Source organism: Devosia sp. Soil_C_22, assembly GCF_057657195.1.
The window spans coordinates 687,039-701,192 of the sequence record NZ_JBDGIY010000001.1 but is presented as its reverse complement, the minus strand read 5'-3'; the positions used below and the strand labels follow the sequence as shown (position 1 = coordinate 701,192).

Genomic DNA, 14,154 nt, shown 5'->3' with positions numbered 1-14,154 from the left:
TCGGGTATCGCTCGCTCAGGCCAGCCAGGGCTGCTGGGCGGGCGGAGGCGGACAATCATGCCCGCCTCCGCCCGCTCGATCCGGGGTGGTGGGGCGCCCCTCGGATCCAGCGACGGGTCCCGCGGGCCCTAGTCCGACGCAGGCTGGATGTTCTGGTTCACCCGGAACAGGTTCTGCGGATCATACCGGCGCTTGAGCGAGGCCAGGCGCTCGTAATTGGGCCCGAACGCGGCGCGCACCCGGGCATCGCCCTCGTCGTCCATCATGAAGTTGGGATAGGCGCCGGCAAGGTTGTGCGGGTGCACCGCACTCCAGTAGCCCTTGGCCCACTGCGTGATCGAGGCCACATCGCCGGCCTCGGGGCTGAGGCCCACGATCACCATGGACCAGGTCGCATCGCGCGTGCTCCAGGCCGTATCGCCCGATTGCTTGCGATGCACGGCCCCGTCGATCGGATAGAGGTGCATGCAGGAGTAGACGTTGCCGTTCCGGGCATGCTCGACATGCGCGTCGATCGCCTCGTCGGGCAGTGTCTTCACGAAATCGCCCTTCCAGTACCAGTTCAGCCCCTTGGGATAGAACGGATCGAACAGGCTCTGGAGCGCGGTGTAGGGCATCGGCCCGCACCAGTCGAACAACGGCGTCGGCAGCTCGGCGCGGATCGCGTTGACCTCCGCTTCGCCGTTCTCGCCGTTATGGCAGACCAGCAGTACGCACATGCGCTTGTCCCAGTGCTCCATCGGGAATGGTTCCGTGTTCGGCACCGTCTGCAGCCCGAGGAAGATGTAGAAGTCGAGTGGTGCACGCTTTTCGAAGTCGCGATACCAGCGCATCACCTCGGCCGCGTCGTCGATGTCGTAGACGATCGGCCCGCCATAGATCGTCGCGGCCGGATTGGTGCGGAACAGGAAGCTGGTGACCACGCCGAAATTCCCGCCGCCGCCACGCAGGGCCCAGAACAGGTCGGCATTCTCGGTTTCGCTGGCGGTGACGAAACTGCCATCGGCCAGCACCACGTCCGCCTCGATCAGGTTGTCGACGGCCAGGCCGTATTGCCGGCTGAGATAACCGTGGCCGCCCGAAAGCGTCAGCCCGGCGACGCCAGTGGTCGAGATGATCCCGAATGGTACGGCCTGCCCGAAGGCGTGCGTGGCGTGGTCGACATCACCTGTCGTGCAGCCCGGACCGACACGCACGGTGCGTGCCTTGGGATCGACCCGCACGCCCTTCATGTTCCGCAGGTCGATGACCAGGCCATCATCGACGCTGCCCAGCCCGGGACCGTTGTGCCCGCCACCGCGGATCGCGATGGGCAAGCCACGCTCGCGCCCGAAATTGACCGCGGCGATAACATCACCGGCGTCCGCGCATTGCGCGATCAGCAGCGGGTGCTTGTCGATCATACCGTTGTAGAGGCTGCGCGCCTCATCGTATCCAGGGTTGCCGCGATCAATAACCGGGCCGCGCAAACCCGTTGAAAACTGGGCGGAATCTTCCTGCTTCATTTCGGCCTCCATGCCCCCGCCCAGCAGCGCATGTTTGCTTCGCCGAATAAATGCCGAATCCTACTTTTATCTTGCTCGTTCTGCTATACTTGCCTTTCGGAGCCGCGCGCGGTCGCCGCCTGAGAGGACTGAACGGCTCGCAAAACAATCGGGTTGGGTCACCATGGACGTGCTGTCGGATGTCCTCCGTGCGGTTCGGCTTACCGGCGCGATCTTCTTCGATATCGATGCCGGTGCCCCTTTCGTGGGCGAGTCGCCCCCGACGGAGGCGATCGCCGCCAAGGTCATGCCGGAAGCGCAGCACATCATCTCGTTTCACGCCGTCGTCTCCGGCTCATGCTGGGCCGGCCTCGGCGATGACTCCGTGCCACCGGTCCGGCTGCATGCCGGCGACGTCGTCGTCTTCCCCAAGGGGTCGTCCAACGTGATGAGTTCGGCGCCCGGCGAGCGGGGTCAGCCGAACATGGCCATGTATTACCGGCCTACCGACACGCACCTGCCCTTCAAAGTCATCCACGGAGGCGAGGGGGACGAGCGCACCCGTTTCATCTGCGGCTATCTCGGCTGCGACGCTCGGCCGTTCAACCCGCTGCTGTCCTCGCTCCCGGCAATCCTCTGCGCCCGCCGGCCGATGGATGGCAGCGCCTGGATGACCGACCTCTTCCAGCACGCGGTCGCCGAGGGAAACAGCGGCCGCACCGGCGCGGAGACCATCCTCGCCAAGCTGAGCGAACTGATGTTCGTCGAGGTGATCCGGTCCCACATCGAGGCCCTGCCCGAGGGGTCCGAGGGCTGGCTCGCCGGGCTGCGCGACCGCCATGTCGGCGAGGCGCTGCGGCTGATCCACTCGCAGCCCTCCGAAGACTGGTCGCTGGACCGGCTCGCCCGCAGCGCCGGGTGCTCACGCTCCTCGCTCGCCAACCGCTTCTCCCAACTGGTCGGCACCTCGCCGATGCAATACGTCACCGCCTGGCGCATGCAGCTGGCGGTCCGCAAGCTCGAAAGCCCGGGCATCAGCATCTCGCAGGCCGGCGCCGAGCTCGGCTATGAATCCGAAGCCGCCTTCCACCGCGCCTTCAAACGCTTCGTCGGCGTACCTCCTGGCACATGGCGCAAAGGCCGAGCCCTGGGCCTCAGGTAGCTCCCGAGCCTCCCCGCCCTTCCCGGACCGGCGTGAACTGCTGCCGCAAGGGAGGCTGTCATGCCCGAAGCTCGCCCCGTCCCAATCTCCGACCTGATCCGCGGCCTCGGTTCGCTCGCCGTCATACTCATCGTGATGCTGGCGCTGCTGTTCTGGCCGGCCGGCACGCTCGCCCGCGAGCTGCCCGGCTATGCCGAATACATGGAGCGCGTCCGCTCCGTTGGATCCCGGTCATCTGGTGAGGCCGTCGGCGCAACCGCCGTTCAGATTTCGTTAATGAAGGGGGCAGACTGGCGGCCAAAGTGGGTATGGGATTCTGACCTTACCCGCCACCGGCCGCCGCTCTCGAGCGCCTTCACACCAGGCACCAACGGCCAAAGTCCCTACCGCCTGCGGTTCCGCCCACTTGTCCCCCTCGCCGCTCCACATGCGAGAATCCTCCTGACAAAGACGCCGGGGGGCCACGTGGATACGAACATCGCCGCCGCTGAACGAATTGAACGAATTCCGTTCAATCGTTCAATTTACTCGCTGGCAAGGGCCACCACCGGGTCGAGCCGCGCCGCCGAACGGGCCGGCATGAAGCCGAACACCACCCCGATCAGGGTCGAGGAGATGAAGGCCGCGGCAATCGTCGTGGGCGAGTAGATGAAGCTCAGCCCCTCGATCAGATGCTCGACGCCAAAGCCGATGCCCAGCGACAGCGCCACGCCGATGGTGCCGCCGATCAGGCACACGAGCACCGCCTCGATGAGGAATTGCTGCAGGATATCGCCCTGCCGCGCACCCACCGCCATGCGCACGCCGATCTCGCGCGTCCGCTCGCGCACCGAGACCAGCATGATGTTCATCACCCCGATGCCGCCGACCACCAGCGAGATCACCGCGATCGCCGAGATCAGCAGCGTAAGTGTCTGGGATGTCGATTGAATCGTCTCGCGGATGGTGTCGGTATTCTGCAGACTGAAATCCGTGGCACCATGCCGCTGGGTCAGCAGCGCCTCGATCTCGGCCTCGGCCTGCGCCACATCCGCCGTGTCGGACACCCGCACGGTGATCGAGGACAACCAGGATTGCCCGAGGATACGCGACATCGCGGTCGAGTAAGGCATCCAGATGCTGATCGAGTTGGATTGCGGCCCGAAATTGTTGGTGCTCGCCTCGACCACGCCGATGATGCGGAGCGGCACGTTGCCGACCAGTACCACCTGCCCCAGCGGGTCCTGCCCATCGGTAAACAGCGTGTCCCGGCCGGTCGTGTCGATCACCGCCTCCTGCGCCAGTTGGTCGATGCTCGCCGCATCGAAGCTCGTGCCGGCGACGAAGTTACGGTTGTTGACGCGGAAATAATCCGAGCCGACGCCCTGGATCTGCGAGTTGGCCGAAACGCCGCGATAGCGAACCTGCCCGCTGGACGAGACCTGCGGCGTCACGCTGTCGGCAAAGCCCTTGGCAGCGATCACCTCGGCATCGGCCGGTACCAGGGTGCGGATGGCATCACGTCGCCGATCGGCCGCACTCGCGCCCGGCAGCACATTGATCGTGTTGGTGCCGATCGAACTGATCCGCTCCAGCACCGCCTGCTGGCTGCCCTGCCCCAGCGCCACCACCGACACCACCGAGGCAATGCCGATGATGATGCCCAGCATGGTCAGGAAGGTGCGGAGCCGATGGCTCGACAGCGCCCGCAGCGCCATCTGGAACGCCTCGCCCGTCCGCTCCAGCGCCTCGCGCCAGCGCGGAATCTTCTTGATCGGTTCGACCGGCAACGCGGCGCGCACCGCCCCATCGCTGCGCCGGTCGGAGAGAATCTCGCCGTCGCTGATCTCGACGACCCGGCCGGCTTCGGCGGCGATCGACGGATCGTGCGTGACGATGATGATGGTGTGGCCCTCGGCATTCAACTCCTTGAGCAGGCTCATCAATTCCTTGCCGCTCCGGCTGTCGAGCGCACCCGTCGGCTCGTCGGCAAGAATAATGTCGCCGCCATTGATCAGCGCCCGAGCTACGCTCACACGCTGCTGCTGGCCACCCGACAGGGCGTTCGGCCGATGCGTCATTCGCTCGCCCAGCCCCAGCCGCTCGAGCAGCTTGTGAGCCCGCTCGCGTCGCCGCGCTTTATGCGCCCCGGCGTAAATGGCTGGCATCTCTACGTTTTCTACCGCGTCGAGGTCGGCGAGCAACTGGTAGCGTTGGAAGATGAAGCCAAAATACTCGCGCCGCAGCTCGGCCAGTTCGTCCGGCTTCAGCGCCGCCACGTTGCGGCCGCCAAGCCGGTATTCACCGGTCCAGTCGTTGTCGAGGCAGCCGAGCACGTTCATCAGCGTCGACTTGCCGGAGCCCGACTGGCCCATGATGGCGACCATCTCGCCGGGGTAGATGTCGAGATCTATGTCCTTGAGCACGGTGATCTTTTCGCTGCCCGCCGGAAACTCGCGACGCAGCTTGCGGATCGAGATGATGGGATCGGTCATCGGCTGGGCCCTCAACCGCCGCCGCCCGGACCCATCATGATCCGCGGCCCGCCGCCGCCAAGCAGGTTGCGGCCCCCACCCTGGCCGGCGCCACCGCCGGTCGTCCGGACACGCAGGCCGCTCGCATCGACGACGAGATCGCCTTCCTCCAGGCCCGACGTGATCTCGGCGGTCACCTTGTTGTTGAGCCCGACCTGCACCTGCCGCGGTTCGGCCCTCTCGTCGGCCGTGTTCCACACGGCGAGCACATAGCCACCATCGCGGGCCCTGGTGGTCAGCAGCGAGGCCGGCAGGGTCAGCACATCCTCGGCTGCATCGAGCACGATGGTCACCTGCGCGGTCATCGAGATGCGCAGCTTGTGGTCCGGATTCTCCACGTCGAACAGCCCGTTATAGTAGACGGCGGTCGACGCGCTCGAGGTGTCGCTCTCGGAGGCGATCGACTCCGGGGCCGGCTCGACAGCGCGCAGCGTGGCGTCGATCCGCGTATCGGGATCGCCCAGGATGGTGAAGTAGACCTGCTGGCCGGGCTGCACGCGCGGTACATCGGCTTCCGAGATCTCGGCCTTCACCACCATCTTGTCGAGGTTGGCGATCTTGACGATGGTCGGCGATGAGGTGTTGGCGTTCAGCGACTGCCCCACTTCCACCGCGACGGCGACTACCGTGCCGTCCATGGGCGCGACGATGCGGGTGCGATCGAGATCGAGCTTGGCCGACTCGACGCTGAGCTCGGCCTGCTGGATCTGCGCGTCGATCGACTTGAGCTCCGCTTCCCCGGTCTGCACCGCAAGTTGCGCGGTCTGGTAGTCTGCGTCCGATATCAGCTTGTTCGGGTTGAGTTTTTCAGCTCGCGCCAGCGCCACGCGAGCCTGCGCGAGGCTTGCTTCCTTGATCTCTTTCTGGGCCGAGATGTTGGCAAGCGCCGCTTCGGCAACCTTCACCGCGTTTTCCTGGTTCAGCGAATCGATCTCGGCGATCACGTCGCCGCTCTTCACATCGTCGCCGAGCGCGACGTTCAGCGACTTGATGCGGCCCGACACTTCGGCACCGACGCTGACCAGCGAACTTGCCTGGATGACCCCCGAGGCCAGCACGGTCTCCTCCACGGAGCCGCGGGTCACCGGAGTGGTGGCGGGAATGGCATCCTTGGCCGGGGCGCTGAATACGACCCAGCCGGCGCCTGCGGCGCCCAAGACAGCGAGCACACCGATAGCAGCAAGCCAACGCTTCATTCGTTCACCTCAATGCCCATATCCGCCCGCCCTACACATAGGAAGGCGGAGCGCGAAAGTCGTGTTAGGGCTTGGTAAGGTGGGTGAAATCTTGGACAGGTTGGAAACGCTGGGCGCTCCAACCTGTCCGCAACGTCAGCTCAGCGCGGCAAAGCGCTCGTCGAAGGCATAGCCGGCGCCACGCACGGTACGGATCGGGTCGGCGTCGCGGTGGCGGTTGATCGCCTTGCGAAGGCGCCCGACATGTACGTCTACGGTGCGCTCGTCGACATAGACATCGTTGCCCCACACGCCATCGAGCAGTTGCTCGCGCGAGTACACCCGGCCGGGATGGCGCATCAGATACTCGAGCAGGCGATACTCGGTCGGCCCCAGGTGCACCTCGCGGCCGCCGCGACGGACACGGTGGCTGGTCCGATCGAGCTCGAGATCGCCGGCCTTCAGTACGGCGGTCACGAGCTGGGGGCTCGAGCGGCGCAGCAGCGCATTGATGCGGGCCAGCAGTTCCGGGATCGAGAACGGCTTTACGACATAATCGTCGGCGCCGGTCGCAAGGCCGCGAACCCGCTCTTCTTCCTCGCCGCGCGCCGTGATCATGATGATCGGGGTGCGCGCGGTTTCCTCGCGGGCCCGCCAGCGGCGGCAGAGCTCGATGCCGGAGAGGCCAGGCAGCATCCAATCGAGCAGGATCAGGTCCGGCACGCCGTCGCGGATGCGTTCCACAGCCTCATCGCCCGAGGCGGCCGTCGCAACGCGAAAGCCCTCCGCCTCAAGGTTATAGCGCAGCAATACTGCGAGATCGGCCTCGTCCTCGACGATGAGGATGGTAGCAGACATCGGCGGTCACTCCGTCGTGGATTCGTCGGTCAGACTTACTCTTTGACCTGCGTACGGTGCTGGTCGGGGGCAGTCCCGATCTGGCGGCCGGTCTCGAGGTAGTAAGCGTGCTCGGCAATGTTGGTGGCGTGGTCGCCGACGCGCTCGAGGCTCTTGGAGCAGAACAGCAGATGCGTGCACTGCGTGATGTTGCGCGGATCTTCCATCATGTAGGTGAGCAGTTCGCGGAACAGCGAGGTGTAGAGCGCATCGATCTCTTCGTCGGAGTTGCACACTTCGACGGCGGCGGCGCTGTTGCGCGTCGCGTAGGCATCGAGCGCCGCCTTGAGCTGGCGCAGGATCAGGTCGGACATGTGCTTGACGCCGTTGTAGAATTTCGGCGCGAGGCTGAGCCCGTCTATCTGCAACGTGCGGCGCGAGATGGTCTTGGCCATATCGCCGACGCGCTCGAGATCGTTGGCGACGTGGATCGAGGTGATGATGGCGCGCAGGTCCGTCGCCATGGGCTGGCGGCGGGCGATCATCGAGACGGCGATCTCGTCGATCTTCTTCTGCATCTCATCGATGGCCTTGTCGGCATCGATGGTCTGGCGCGCCAGGCTGTGGTCCAGCCGCAGCAGCGCCCGGGTGGCGTTCGATACGGCCACTTCAACCTGCCCGCCCATCTCGAAGATGAGCTTGGCAAGGTTGGTCAGTTCTTCCTCGTAAGAGGTAACGATATGCTCGTTGAGCGTAGACATTGATCGATCCTCGTCCGGTCAGCCGATGCGGCCGGTGATGTAGTCCTGCGTCTGCTTGTTCTTGGGGTTGGTGAAGATGTCCTCGGTCTTGCCTTCCTCGATCAGGTTGCCGAGGTGGAAGAACGCGGTCTTCTGACTGACGCGGGCGGCCTGCTGCATCGAGTGCGTCACGATGACAATGGTGTAGTTCTCGCGCAGTTCGTCGATCAGTTCCTCGATCACTGCGGTGGCGATCGGGTCGAGGGCCGAGCAGGGCTCGTCCATCAGGATGACTTCAGGGCCCACGGCGATGGCGCGGGCGATGCAGAGGCGCTGCTGCTGGCCGCCCGAGAGGCCGGTGCCCGGCTCGTGCAGACGGTCCTTCACCTCGTTGAACAGTCCTGCCTTGCGCAGCGAGGTCACGACGATCTCGTCGAGCTCGGCCTTGGACTTGGTGAGGCCGTGGATCTTCGGGCCGTAGGCGATGTTCTCGTAGATCGACTTGGGGAACGGATTGGGCTTCTGGAACACCATGCCGATGCGCGCACGCAGTTCCACGACGTCGAGATTTGGATCGTAGATGTCGTCATTGTCGAGGCTGATCTTGCCGCCGACAACGCAACCCTCGATCGTGTCGTTCATGCGGTTGATGCAGCGCAGGAACGTCGACTTGCCGCAACCCGAGGGCCCGATGAACGCGGTGACAGCACGATCGGGAATATCGATCGACACACCGAACAGGGCCTGCTTGGCGCCGTAGTGGACGGTGACATCGCGCGCCTGGACGCGGATCGGGTGGTTGACCGCATCCGAACCTGGGGCGATCTGAGCGTTTTCCATTTTGACCTTGCCTGCCAACATGTCCATTTGAAGCCTCCTGGGCGAACCCGAAACTATGCCCGGCGCTCGAGGCGCGACCGAAGATAGATAGCGACGCCGTTAAGTGCGATCATCACGGCGAGAAGCACCATAATCGCAGCGGCCGTGCGCGGTTCGAAGAAATTGCGGTTCTCGTTGCCCTGCCACAGGTAGATCTGCACCGGCAGAGCGGTCGCCTGATCGAGCGGGGTGGCGGGGACGGCGGCGACGAACGCCTTCATGCCGATAAGCAGCAGGGGCGCGGTTTCGCCGAGCGCGTGGGCCACACCCAGGATCGTTGCCGTCAGGATCGAGGGGAAGGTGACCGGCAGGACGTGATGAAACACCATCTGTGTCTTGCTGGCGCCGAGACCGAGCGCCGCCTGGCGCAGGGCCGGCGAGACGCCCAGCAGCGCGCCACGGGTAGCGATGATGATGGTCGGTAGCGTCATCAGCGTCAGCACAAGACCGCCGACAATCGGGGCCGAGATCGGCAGGTGCATGTAGTTGATGAACACCGCCGCGCCGAGCAGACCAAACACGATGGAGGGTACAGCCGCGAGGTTGTTGATGTTGACCTCGATCAGGTCGGTCAGCCGCGACTTGGGTGCGAACTCTTCGAGGTAGATCGCGGCGCAAACGCCAATCGGCACGGCCAGCAGGATGACGATCAGCATCATCCACAGGGTACCGACGAAGGCGCCAAGCAGACCGGCCGACGCAGGCGCGGCGCGACTGTCGACATTGGTCAGGATCGACCAGGCAAAGCCGCTCGAGATGGTGCCGTTGGCGACGAACTGATCGATGAGCGCACGGGCTGGAGCAGCGAGTTGCTGCTGGGCATCGCCGAGCGAGCGGTCGATGTTACCCTTGATCCAGTTGTCGGCGTTGGCCGAGGCGAGGAAGTCCATCTCGACGGTCTTACCAAGCAGCGAAGGGTCGGCGACGAAGCGCTCGCGCGCCTCGTGACGGGCATCGGTCTCGGCGATGGTGAGGATCGCACGGCTGTCGATCTCGAACCCGGCCGGCGCGGCGGCGCGCAGCGAAGCCTCGATCACCTTGTTCCAGTTCAGCAAAGCAACCGCGCGCTGCCACTTGAGGCTGGCAGCGTTGTAGGCGGCTTCCGACGGAAAGTCGGCACGCGCCGGCGCCGGATCCACCTTGATCAACTCGGGATCGAAGTTGATAGCGAGGTGCAGGTTCGACTGCGTGAAGGCCGGAATACCCTTGCGCACCACATCGACGAACAGCAGCGCGACGAAGCCAAGCGCGACGATGATGGCAGCAAGGCCCAGCCCTCGGAAGATCGCCTCGTTCATGTGACGGCGGCGAAGGCTGGCGCGAACGAGCCTGGTGCGATCGGAGGAAGACGCCATGCCCCGAGTTGCGAACGTGTCGGTCATGATTATTCGTACTGCTCCCGGAAGCGCCGAACGATGTAGAGCGCGAAGATGTTGAGGCACAGGGTGACGACGAAGAGGGTCAGGCCCAGTGCGAAGCCGACCAGCGACTGCGGGCCCGCGAAGTCGGTATCACCGGTGAGCTGATTGACGATCGACACCGTGATGGTCGCGACAGGCTCGAATGGATTGCCGCGGAGCACCGGGCTATTGCCCGCCGCGAGCACCACGATCATGGTTTCGCCGACGGCGCGGCTGACAGCCAGCAGGAAGGCGCCGACGATGCCGGGTAGCGCCGCCGGGATCAGCACGTTGCGGATGGTCTCGGACTTGGTAGCGCCAAGGCCGTAGGCGCCGTCGCGCAGCGTGCGCGGCACCTGGTTGAGGATATCGTCCGACAGCGAGGACACGAACGGGATGATCATGATGCCCATGACCACACCCGCTGTCAGCGCGCTGGTGGCGCTGATCTGCAGCCCGAGCAGGTTGCCAAGGTCACGGAAGAACGGGCCAACCGTCACGAGGGCGAAGAAGCCGAACACGATGGTTGGGATACCCGCGAGAATTTCGATGATCGGCTTCGCCACGGCACGGAGCTGACGCGGCGCGTACTGGCTCAGGTAGATCGCGGCCATGAGGCCGACGGGGACCGCGACCAGCATGGCGATGGCGGTGATCATCAGCGTGCCGGCGAGCAGCGGGAGGAGGCCGTAGCTGCCCCAGTTGCCGTCGGTGCCGGCATTGTTGGGGTTCCAGACCGTGCCGAAGAAGAAATCCAGCGGATTGATGAAGGTGAAGAAGCGGAACGCTTCGACGACCAGAGAAGCGACGATGCCGACGGTGGTCAAAATGGCCACGGCGGAGCAGGCGATCAGCCCCACGGTGATCGCGCGCTCGACCCAGTTGCGGGCCCGGAGGCGGGCATTGATGCGGCTGCGGGCGTAGACCAGCGCCGACACGCCGGCGACGCCAGCGGCAATGATCACGCCTAGGAAGGTGAAGGTCTGGAACGAGCGCAGCGCGTCTCCCGCAGACTGCTCGTAGGGGACAGCCTCGCCGACGACGCCGTAACCGGACGCAAGCGAACTGATGCGGTTGACGGTGTTGCGCAGGTCATCGACCGAGAGCGACTGAAGGATGTCGGCCGGAATCTGCGACAACAGGTAGTTGCGCGTGATGCCGGCGCCGAACAGACCCCAGAGCCCTAGGATCACCAGGGCCGGGACCATCGCCCAGATGGCCACATAGGTGCCGTGATATTGCGGACGCGAATGAACCTTGACGCCATTGACCGTGGCGAGACCGCGGCCACGCGCCCAGCCCGACTGGTAGGCAAGCCCCAGCAGGACCAGCAGCAAGCCAGCGATGACAAGGGAATTCATTGGTTAGGCCCCCGCGGAAACAAAGGTGGGCCGCGCCTTCAGGCGCGGCCCTAGGATCAGATCACTGAGCCGGACCAGCTTCGAAAGCGGCGAGCTGGGCAGCGGTCACGTCGGCAGGCTGCGGGATCAGGCCGGCGGCTTCGAGCGTACCACCCTCACCCGAGATGGCTTCCGACAGGAAGAACTGCACGTATTCCTCGATGCCCGGGATGGTGCCGAGGTGCTGGCCCTTCACGTAGAAGAACAGCGGACGACCAACCGGGTACTCGCCGGCGGCAACCGACTCGTTCGACGGCACGACGCCGTTGATGGTCGCGACCTTCAGGGTATCCTTGTTCTGATCGTAGAACGACAGACCGAAGACGCCGACGGTGTCGGGGTTCGAGGACAGGCGGGCCAGCGTCTCAGTGTAATCGCCCGAGATCTCGACCACGACGTCCTGACGGAAAGTGGTGGTGGCAGCGACCTTTTCTTCATCGCTCAGACCTTCCGGCAGACCGACTTCCTCGGCGCCAGCGTCGACGACTTCGAGCTGGAAGACTTCACGGGTGCCGTGGTTGGTGCCCGGGATGGCCAGCGAGATGTTCTGGTCCGGGAGCGAGGGGTCGATCTGGTTCCACTTGGTGTAGGGGTTGTCGACGAGAGCGCCGTCAACCGGAACCTTGGCGGCGATGGCCTGGTAGATCTGGGCGGGGGTCAGGGCGAAATCCGGGCCCGAAGCGGACGAGGCGAACACGATGCCGTCGTAGCCGAACTGGACTTCACGCACGTCGGTCACACCGGCGGCAGTGCAAGCCTCGAGTTCGCTGTCCTTGATCTGGCGCGAAGCATTGGCGATGTCGATTGTGTTGTCGCCGACGCCTTCGCAGAACTGCTTCAGGCCGCCGCCCGTGCCGCCCGAACCGACGACCGGAGCCTTGAACTCGGGGAATGCAGCCGCAAATTCCTCAGCGACGATCGAGGCGAACGGAAGAACGGTGGAGGAGCCGGCGATCTGGATGGTATCGCGCGACTGAGCCTGTACGCCGGTGGCGCCGGCAGCGAGCGCGAGGGCGGCAACGCCTGCGTAAAGTGCGAGTTTCATGGAATCTTCCCTTTCGGAAACTGTGGGTCTGAGCCCGGCCGGCAGGTCGGCGTTCTTGCCCCCTGCTCTAAGACGGTCGGACCCTAGGGTCGTTGCCGAAAGCTTTTATGACGGTCAGGCTACTGTTTTGTGACAGTGCAACCGATTGATATCGTTTGATTAAATGGGAATTGCCGATTGCGGATAGGATTGTGCGACGGAGTTTCCGTCACTTTCGTAGGAGCACATCGACACGAGTCCCCTGCCCCGGCTGGCTCTTGATCGAGAGCAGGCCGTGATGGCGCGTCACGATGTGCTTGACGATGGCCAGGCCGAGGCCGGTGCCCTTCTTCTTGCGACTTGACTCCGCATCGACGCGGTAGAAGCGTTCGGTGAGGCGGGGTACATGTTCGGGCGCAACGCCGACGCCGTGATCGACCACCGAAACAAGGGCATCGAAGCCGGTCCGGCCAGCCTCGGACGAGAGCGTGATGTCGATGGTATCGCCGTCGGCGCCGTATTTGATGGCATTTTCGACGAGGTTCTCGAACACCTCATAGAGCTCATCGCGGTCGCCGCTCACGGTGACCGGCGATTCGGGCATCTGGACATTCAGCGTGGTGTCGGAATCCTCGGCGAGCGTCTGCAATCCCTCGGCGACTTCGCGCAGCAGGCCGCCGAGCTCGACCGGGGCGGTTGGGCGCATGTGCTGGCGCATTTCGATGCGGCTCAGGGACAACAGGTCTTCGATCAGCTTGGCCATGCGGGTGGCCTGTCCGCGCATCAGGCCGAGGAAACGCTCGCGCGCTTCCTTATCGTTGGCGGCCGGGCCGAGCAGCGTGTCGATGAAGCCAACCAGCGAGGTGAGCGGTGTGCGCAACTCGTGGCTGGCATTGGCGATGAAGTCAGTGCGCAGGGATTCGAGGCGCTTGGCCTCGGTGAGGCTCTGCAGCGTGATGATCAGAATGCCCGCATTAGCGGGATCCTCCGCAGCCAACGGCGCGACGGTGGTCTGGTACCAGGTCTCGGTAGGTACCGTCTGGTGCAGCTGGATAGTCTGGATACCACCCAGGCGCGCGGTCTCGATGGCCGAGAGCAACTGCGGAAAGCGCAGCGTGAAGGCGATTGGGTTGCCAATGGTGACGCCAGGAAAGTGGCGCATAGCCGGGCCATTGAGATGGACGATGACGCTGCGCCGATCGACGATGATCGAGGGATCCGGTAGGGCGTCGGCGAAGTGGCGGACGGCGTCGGCGAAGGCGAGTTCGCTCTGCTTGGCAGCTTGTGGAGCGCCAGCGGCGGAATCCGATATCTCAGGCACGATCGCTACGATAGCCACGACCACTGCGTAGGCCACGACGGCGATCCAGGGCGCGACGATATGCAGGCCGGCCAGCGTCATGAAGACGAGACCGACGGCAAGCACCATCAGGAGGCGACCATAGAGACGCGCTCTCAATGTCTCGAACCAGCTCGCTTCGGACGCTCCGCGCTGTGCTTCGTCGGCCATGAAGGTTCCTTCAGCGCCATGATTCGACGC

11 protein-coding genes are annotated in these 14,154 nt (G+C 64.6%); 1 reads left to right on the top strand and 10 read right to left on the bottom strand.

Annotated features, from left to right (window positions below; genetic code table 11):
• Positions 1-128 precede the first annotated feature (128 nt).
• Complete coding sequence (locus tag AC3A6I_RS03300) at positions 129-1,505, bottom strand: FAD-binding oxidoreductase (RefSeq protein WP_487541759.1); 1,377 nt, start codon at positions 1,503-1,505, stop codon at positions 129-131.
• A gap of 163 nt (positions 1,506-1,668) precedes the next feature.
• Between AC3A6I_RS03300 and AC3A6I_RS03295 the strand changes: the two genes are divergently transcribed.
• On the top strand, positions 1,669-2,646 hold the full coding sequence (locus AC3A6I_RS03295) for an AraC family transcriptional regulator (protein ID WP_487541758.1): 978 nt from the start codon (positions 1,669-1,671) through the stop codon (positions 2,644-2,646).
• 524 nt (positions 2,647-3,170) lie between these two features.
• Here AC3A6I_RS03295 and AC3A6I_RS03290 read toward each other — a convergent pair.
• From AC3A6I_RS03290 to AC3A6I_RS03250, 9 genes are all read right to left on the bottom strand, one after another.
• Positions 3,171-5,120, bottom strand: a complete 1,950-nt coding sequence (locus AC3A6I_RS03290) for a MacB family efflux pump subunit (RefSeq protein ID WP_487541757.1) — start codon at positions 5,118-5,120, stop codon at positions 3,171-3,173.
• Between the two features lie 11 nt (positions 5,121-5,131).
• Positions 5,132-6,355: an efflux RND transporter periplasmic adaptor subunit gene (locus AC3A6I_RS03285; RefSeq protein ID WP_487541756.1), complete on the bottom strand. Its 1,224-nt coding sequence runs from the start codon at positions 6,353-6,355 to the stop codon at positions 5,132-5,134.
• Positions 6,356-6,490: 135 nt separating this feature from the next.
• Positions 6,491-7,192, bottom strand: coding sequence for a phosphate regulon transcriptional regulator PhoB (gene phoB / locus AC3A6I_RS03280; protein ID WP_487541755.1), 702 nt, complete (start codon positions 7,190-7,192; stop codon positions 6,491-6,493).
• 35 nt (positions 7,193-7,227) lie between these two features.
• A complete protein-coding gene (gene phoU, locus AC3A6I_RS03275; protein ID WP_487541754.1) occupies positions 7,228-7,932 on the bottom strand; it encodes a phosphate signaling complex protein PhoU in 705 nt (234 codons plus the stop codon).
• A gap of 18 nt (positions 7,933-7,950) precedes the next feature.
• On the bottom strand, positions 7,951-8,778 hold the full coding sequence (gene pstB / locus AC3A6I_RS03270; protein WP_487541753.1) for a phosphate ABC transporter ATP-binding protein PstB: 828 nt from the start codon (positions 8,776-8,778) through the stop codon (positions 7,951-7,953).
• Between the two features lie 26 nt (positions 8,779-8,804).
• Positions 8,805-10,172: a phosphate ABC transporter permease PstA gene (gene pstA, locus AC3A6I_RS03265; RefSeq protein WP_487541752.1), complete on the bottom strand. Its 1,368-nt coding sequence runs from the start codon at positions 10,170-10,172 to the stop codon at positions 8,805-8,807.
• Positions 10,173-10,174: 2 nt separating this feature from the next.
• On the bottom strand, positions 10,175-11,551 hold the full coding sequence (gene pstC, locus AC3A6I_RS03260) for a phosphate ABC transporter permease subunit PstC (RefSeq protein WP_487541751.1): 1,377 nt from the start codon (positions 11,549-11,551) through the stop codon (positions 10,175-10,177).
• 61 nt (positions 11,552-11,612) lie between these two features.
• Positions 11,613-12,635 (bottom strand): substrate-binding domain-containing protein, encoded by a 1,023-nt coding sequence (locus AC3A6I_RS03255; protein ID WP_487541750.1) that lies wholly within the window; start codon positions 12,633-12,635, stop codon positions 11,613-11,615.
• A 208-nt stretch (positions 12,636-12,843) separates the two neighbouring features.
• Positions 12,844-14,124, bottom strand: a complete 1,281-nt coding sequence (locus tag AC3A6I_RS03250) for an ATP-binding protein (protein ID WP_487541749.1) — start codon at positions 14,122-14,124, stop codon at positions 12,844-12,846.
• Positions 14,125-14,154 lie beyond the last annotated feature (30 nt).

What these genes read in the sequence shown, in the direction of transcription:
- AC3A6I_RS03300 (WP_487541759.1), bottom strand. Translation starts at nt 1,505, where the DNA reads ATGAAGCAGGAAGATTCCGCCCAGTTTTCAACGGGTTTGCGCGGCCCG.
- AC3A6I_RS03295 (WP_487541758.1), top strand. Translation starts at nt 1,669, where the DNA reads ATGGACGTGCTGTCGGATGTCCTCCGTGCGGTTCGGCTTACCGGCGCG.
- AC3A6I_RS03290 (WP_487541757.1), bottom strand. Translation starts at nt 5,120, where the DNA reads ATGACCGATCCCATCATCTCGATCCGCAAGCTGCGTCGCGAGTTTCCG.
- AC3A6I_RS03285 (WP_487541756.1), bottom strand. Translation starts at nt 6,355, where the DNA reads ATGAAGCGTTGGCTTGCTGCTATCGGTGTGCTCGCTGTCTTGGGCGCC.
- phoB (WP_487541755.1), bottom strand. Translation starts at nt 7,192, where the DNA reads ATGTCTGCTACCATCCTCATCGTCGAGGACGAGGCCGATCTCGCAGTA.
- phoU (WP_487541754.1), bottom strand. Translation starts at nt 7,932, where the DNA reads ATGTCTACGCTCAACGAGCATATCGTTACCTCTTACGAGGAAGAACTG.
- pstB (WP_487541753.1), bottom strand. Translation starts at nt 8,778, where the DNA reads ATGGACATGTTGGCAGGCAAGGTCAAAATGGAAAACGCTCAGATCGCC.
- pstA (WP_487541752.1), bottom strand. Translation starts at nt 10,172, where the DNA reads ATGACCGACACGTTCGCAACTCGGGGCATGGCGTCTTCCTCCGATCGC.
- pstC (WP_487541751.1), bottom strand. Translation starts at nt 11,551, where the DNA reads ATGAATTCCCTTGTCATCGCTGGCTTGCTGCTGGTCCTGCTGGGGCTT.
- AC3A6I_RS03255 (WP_487541750.1), bottom strand. Translation starts at nt 12,635, where the DNA reads ATGAAACTCGCACTTTACGCAGGCGTTGCCGCCCTCGCGCTCGCTGCC.
- AC3A6I_RS03250 (WP_487541749.1), bottom strand. Translation starts at nt 14,124, where the DNA reads ATGGCCGACGAAGCACAGCGCGGAGCGTCCGAAGCGAGCTGGTTCGAG.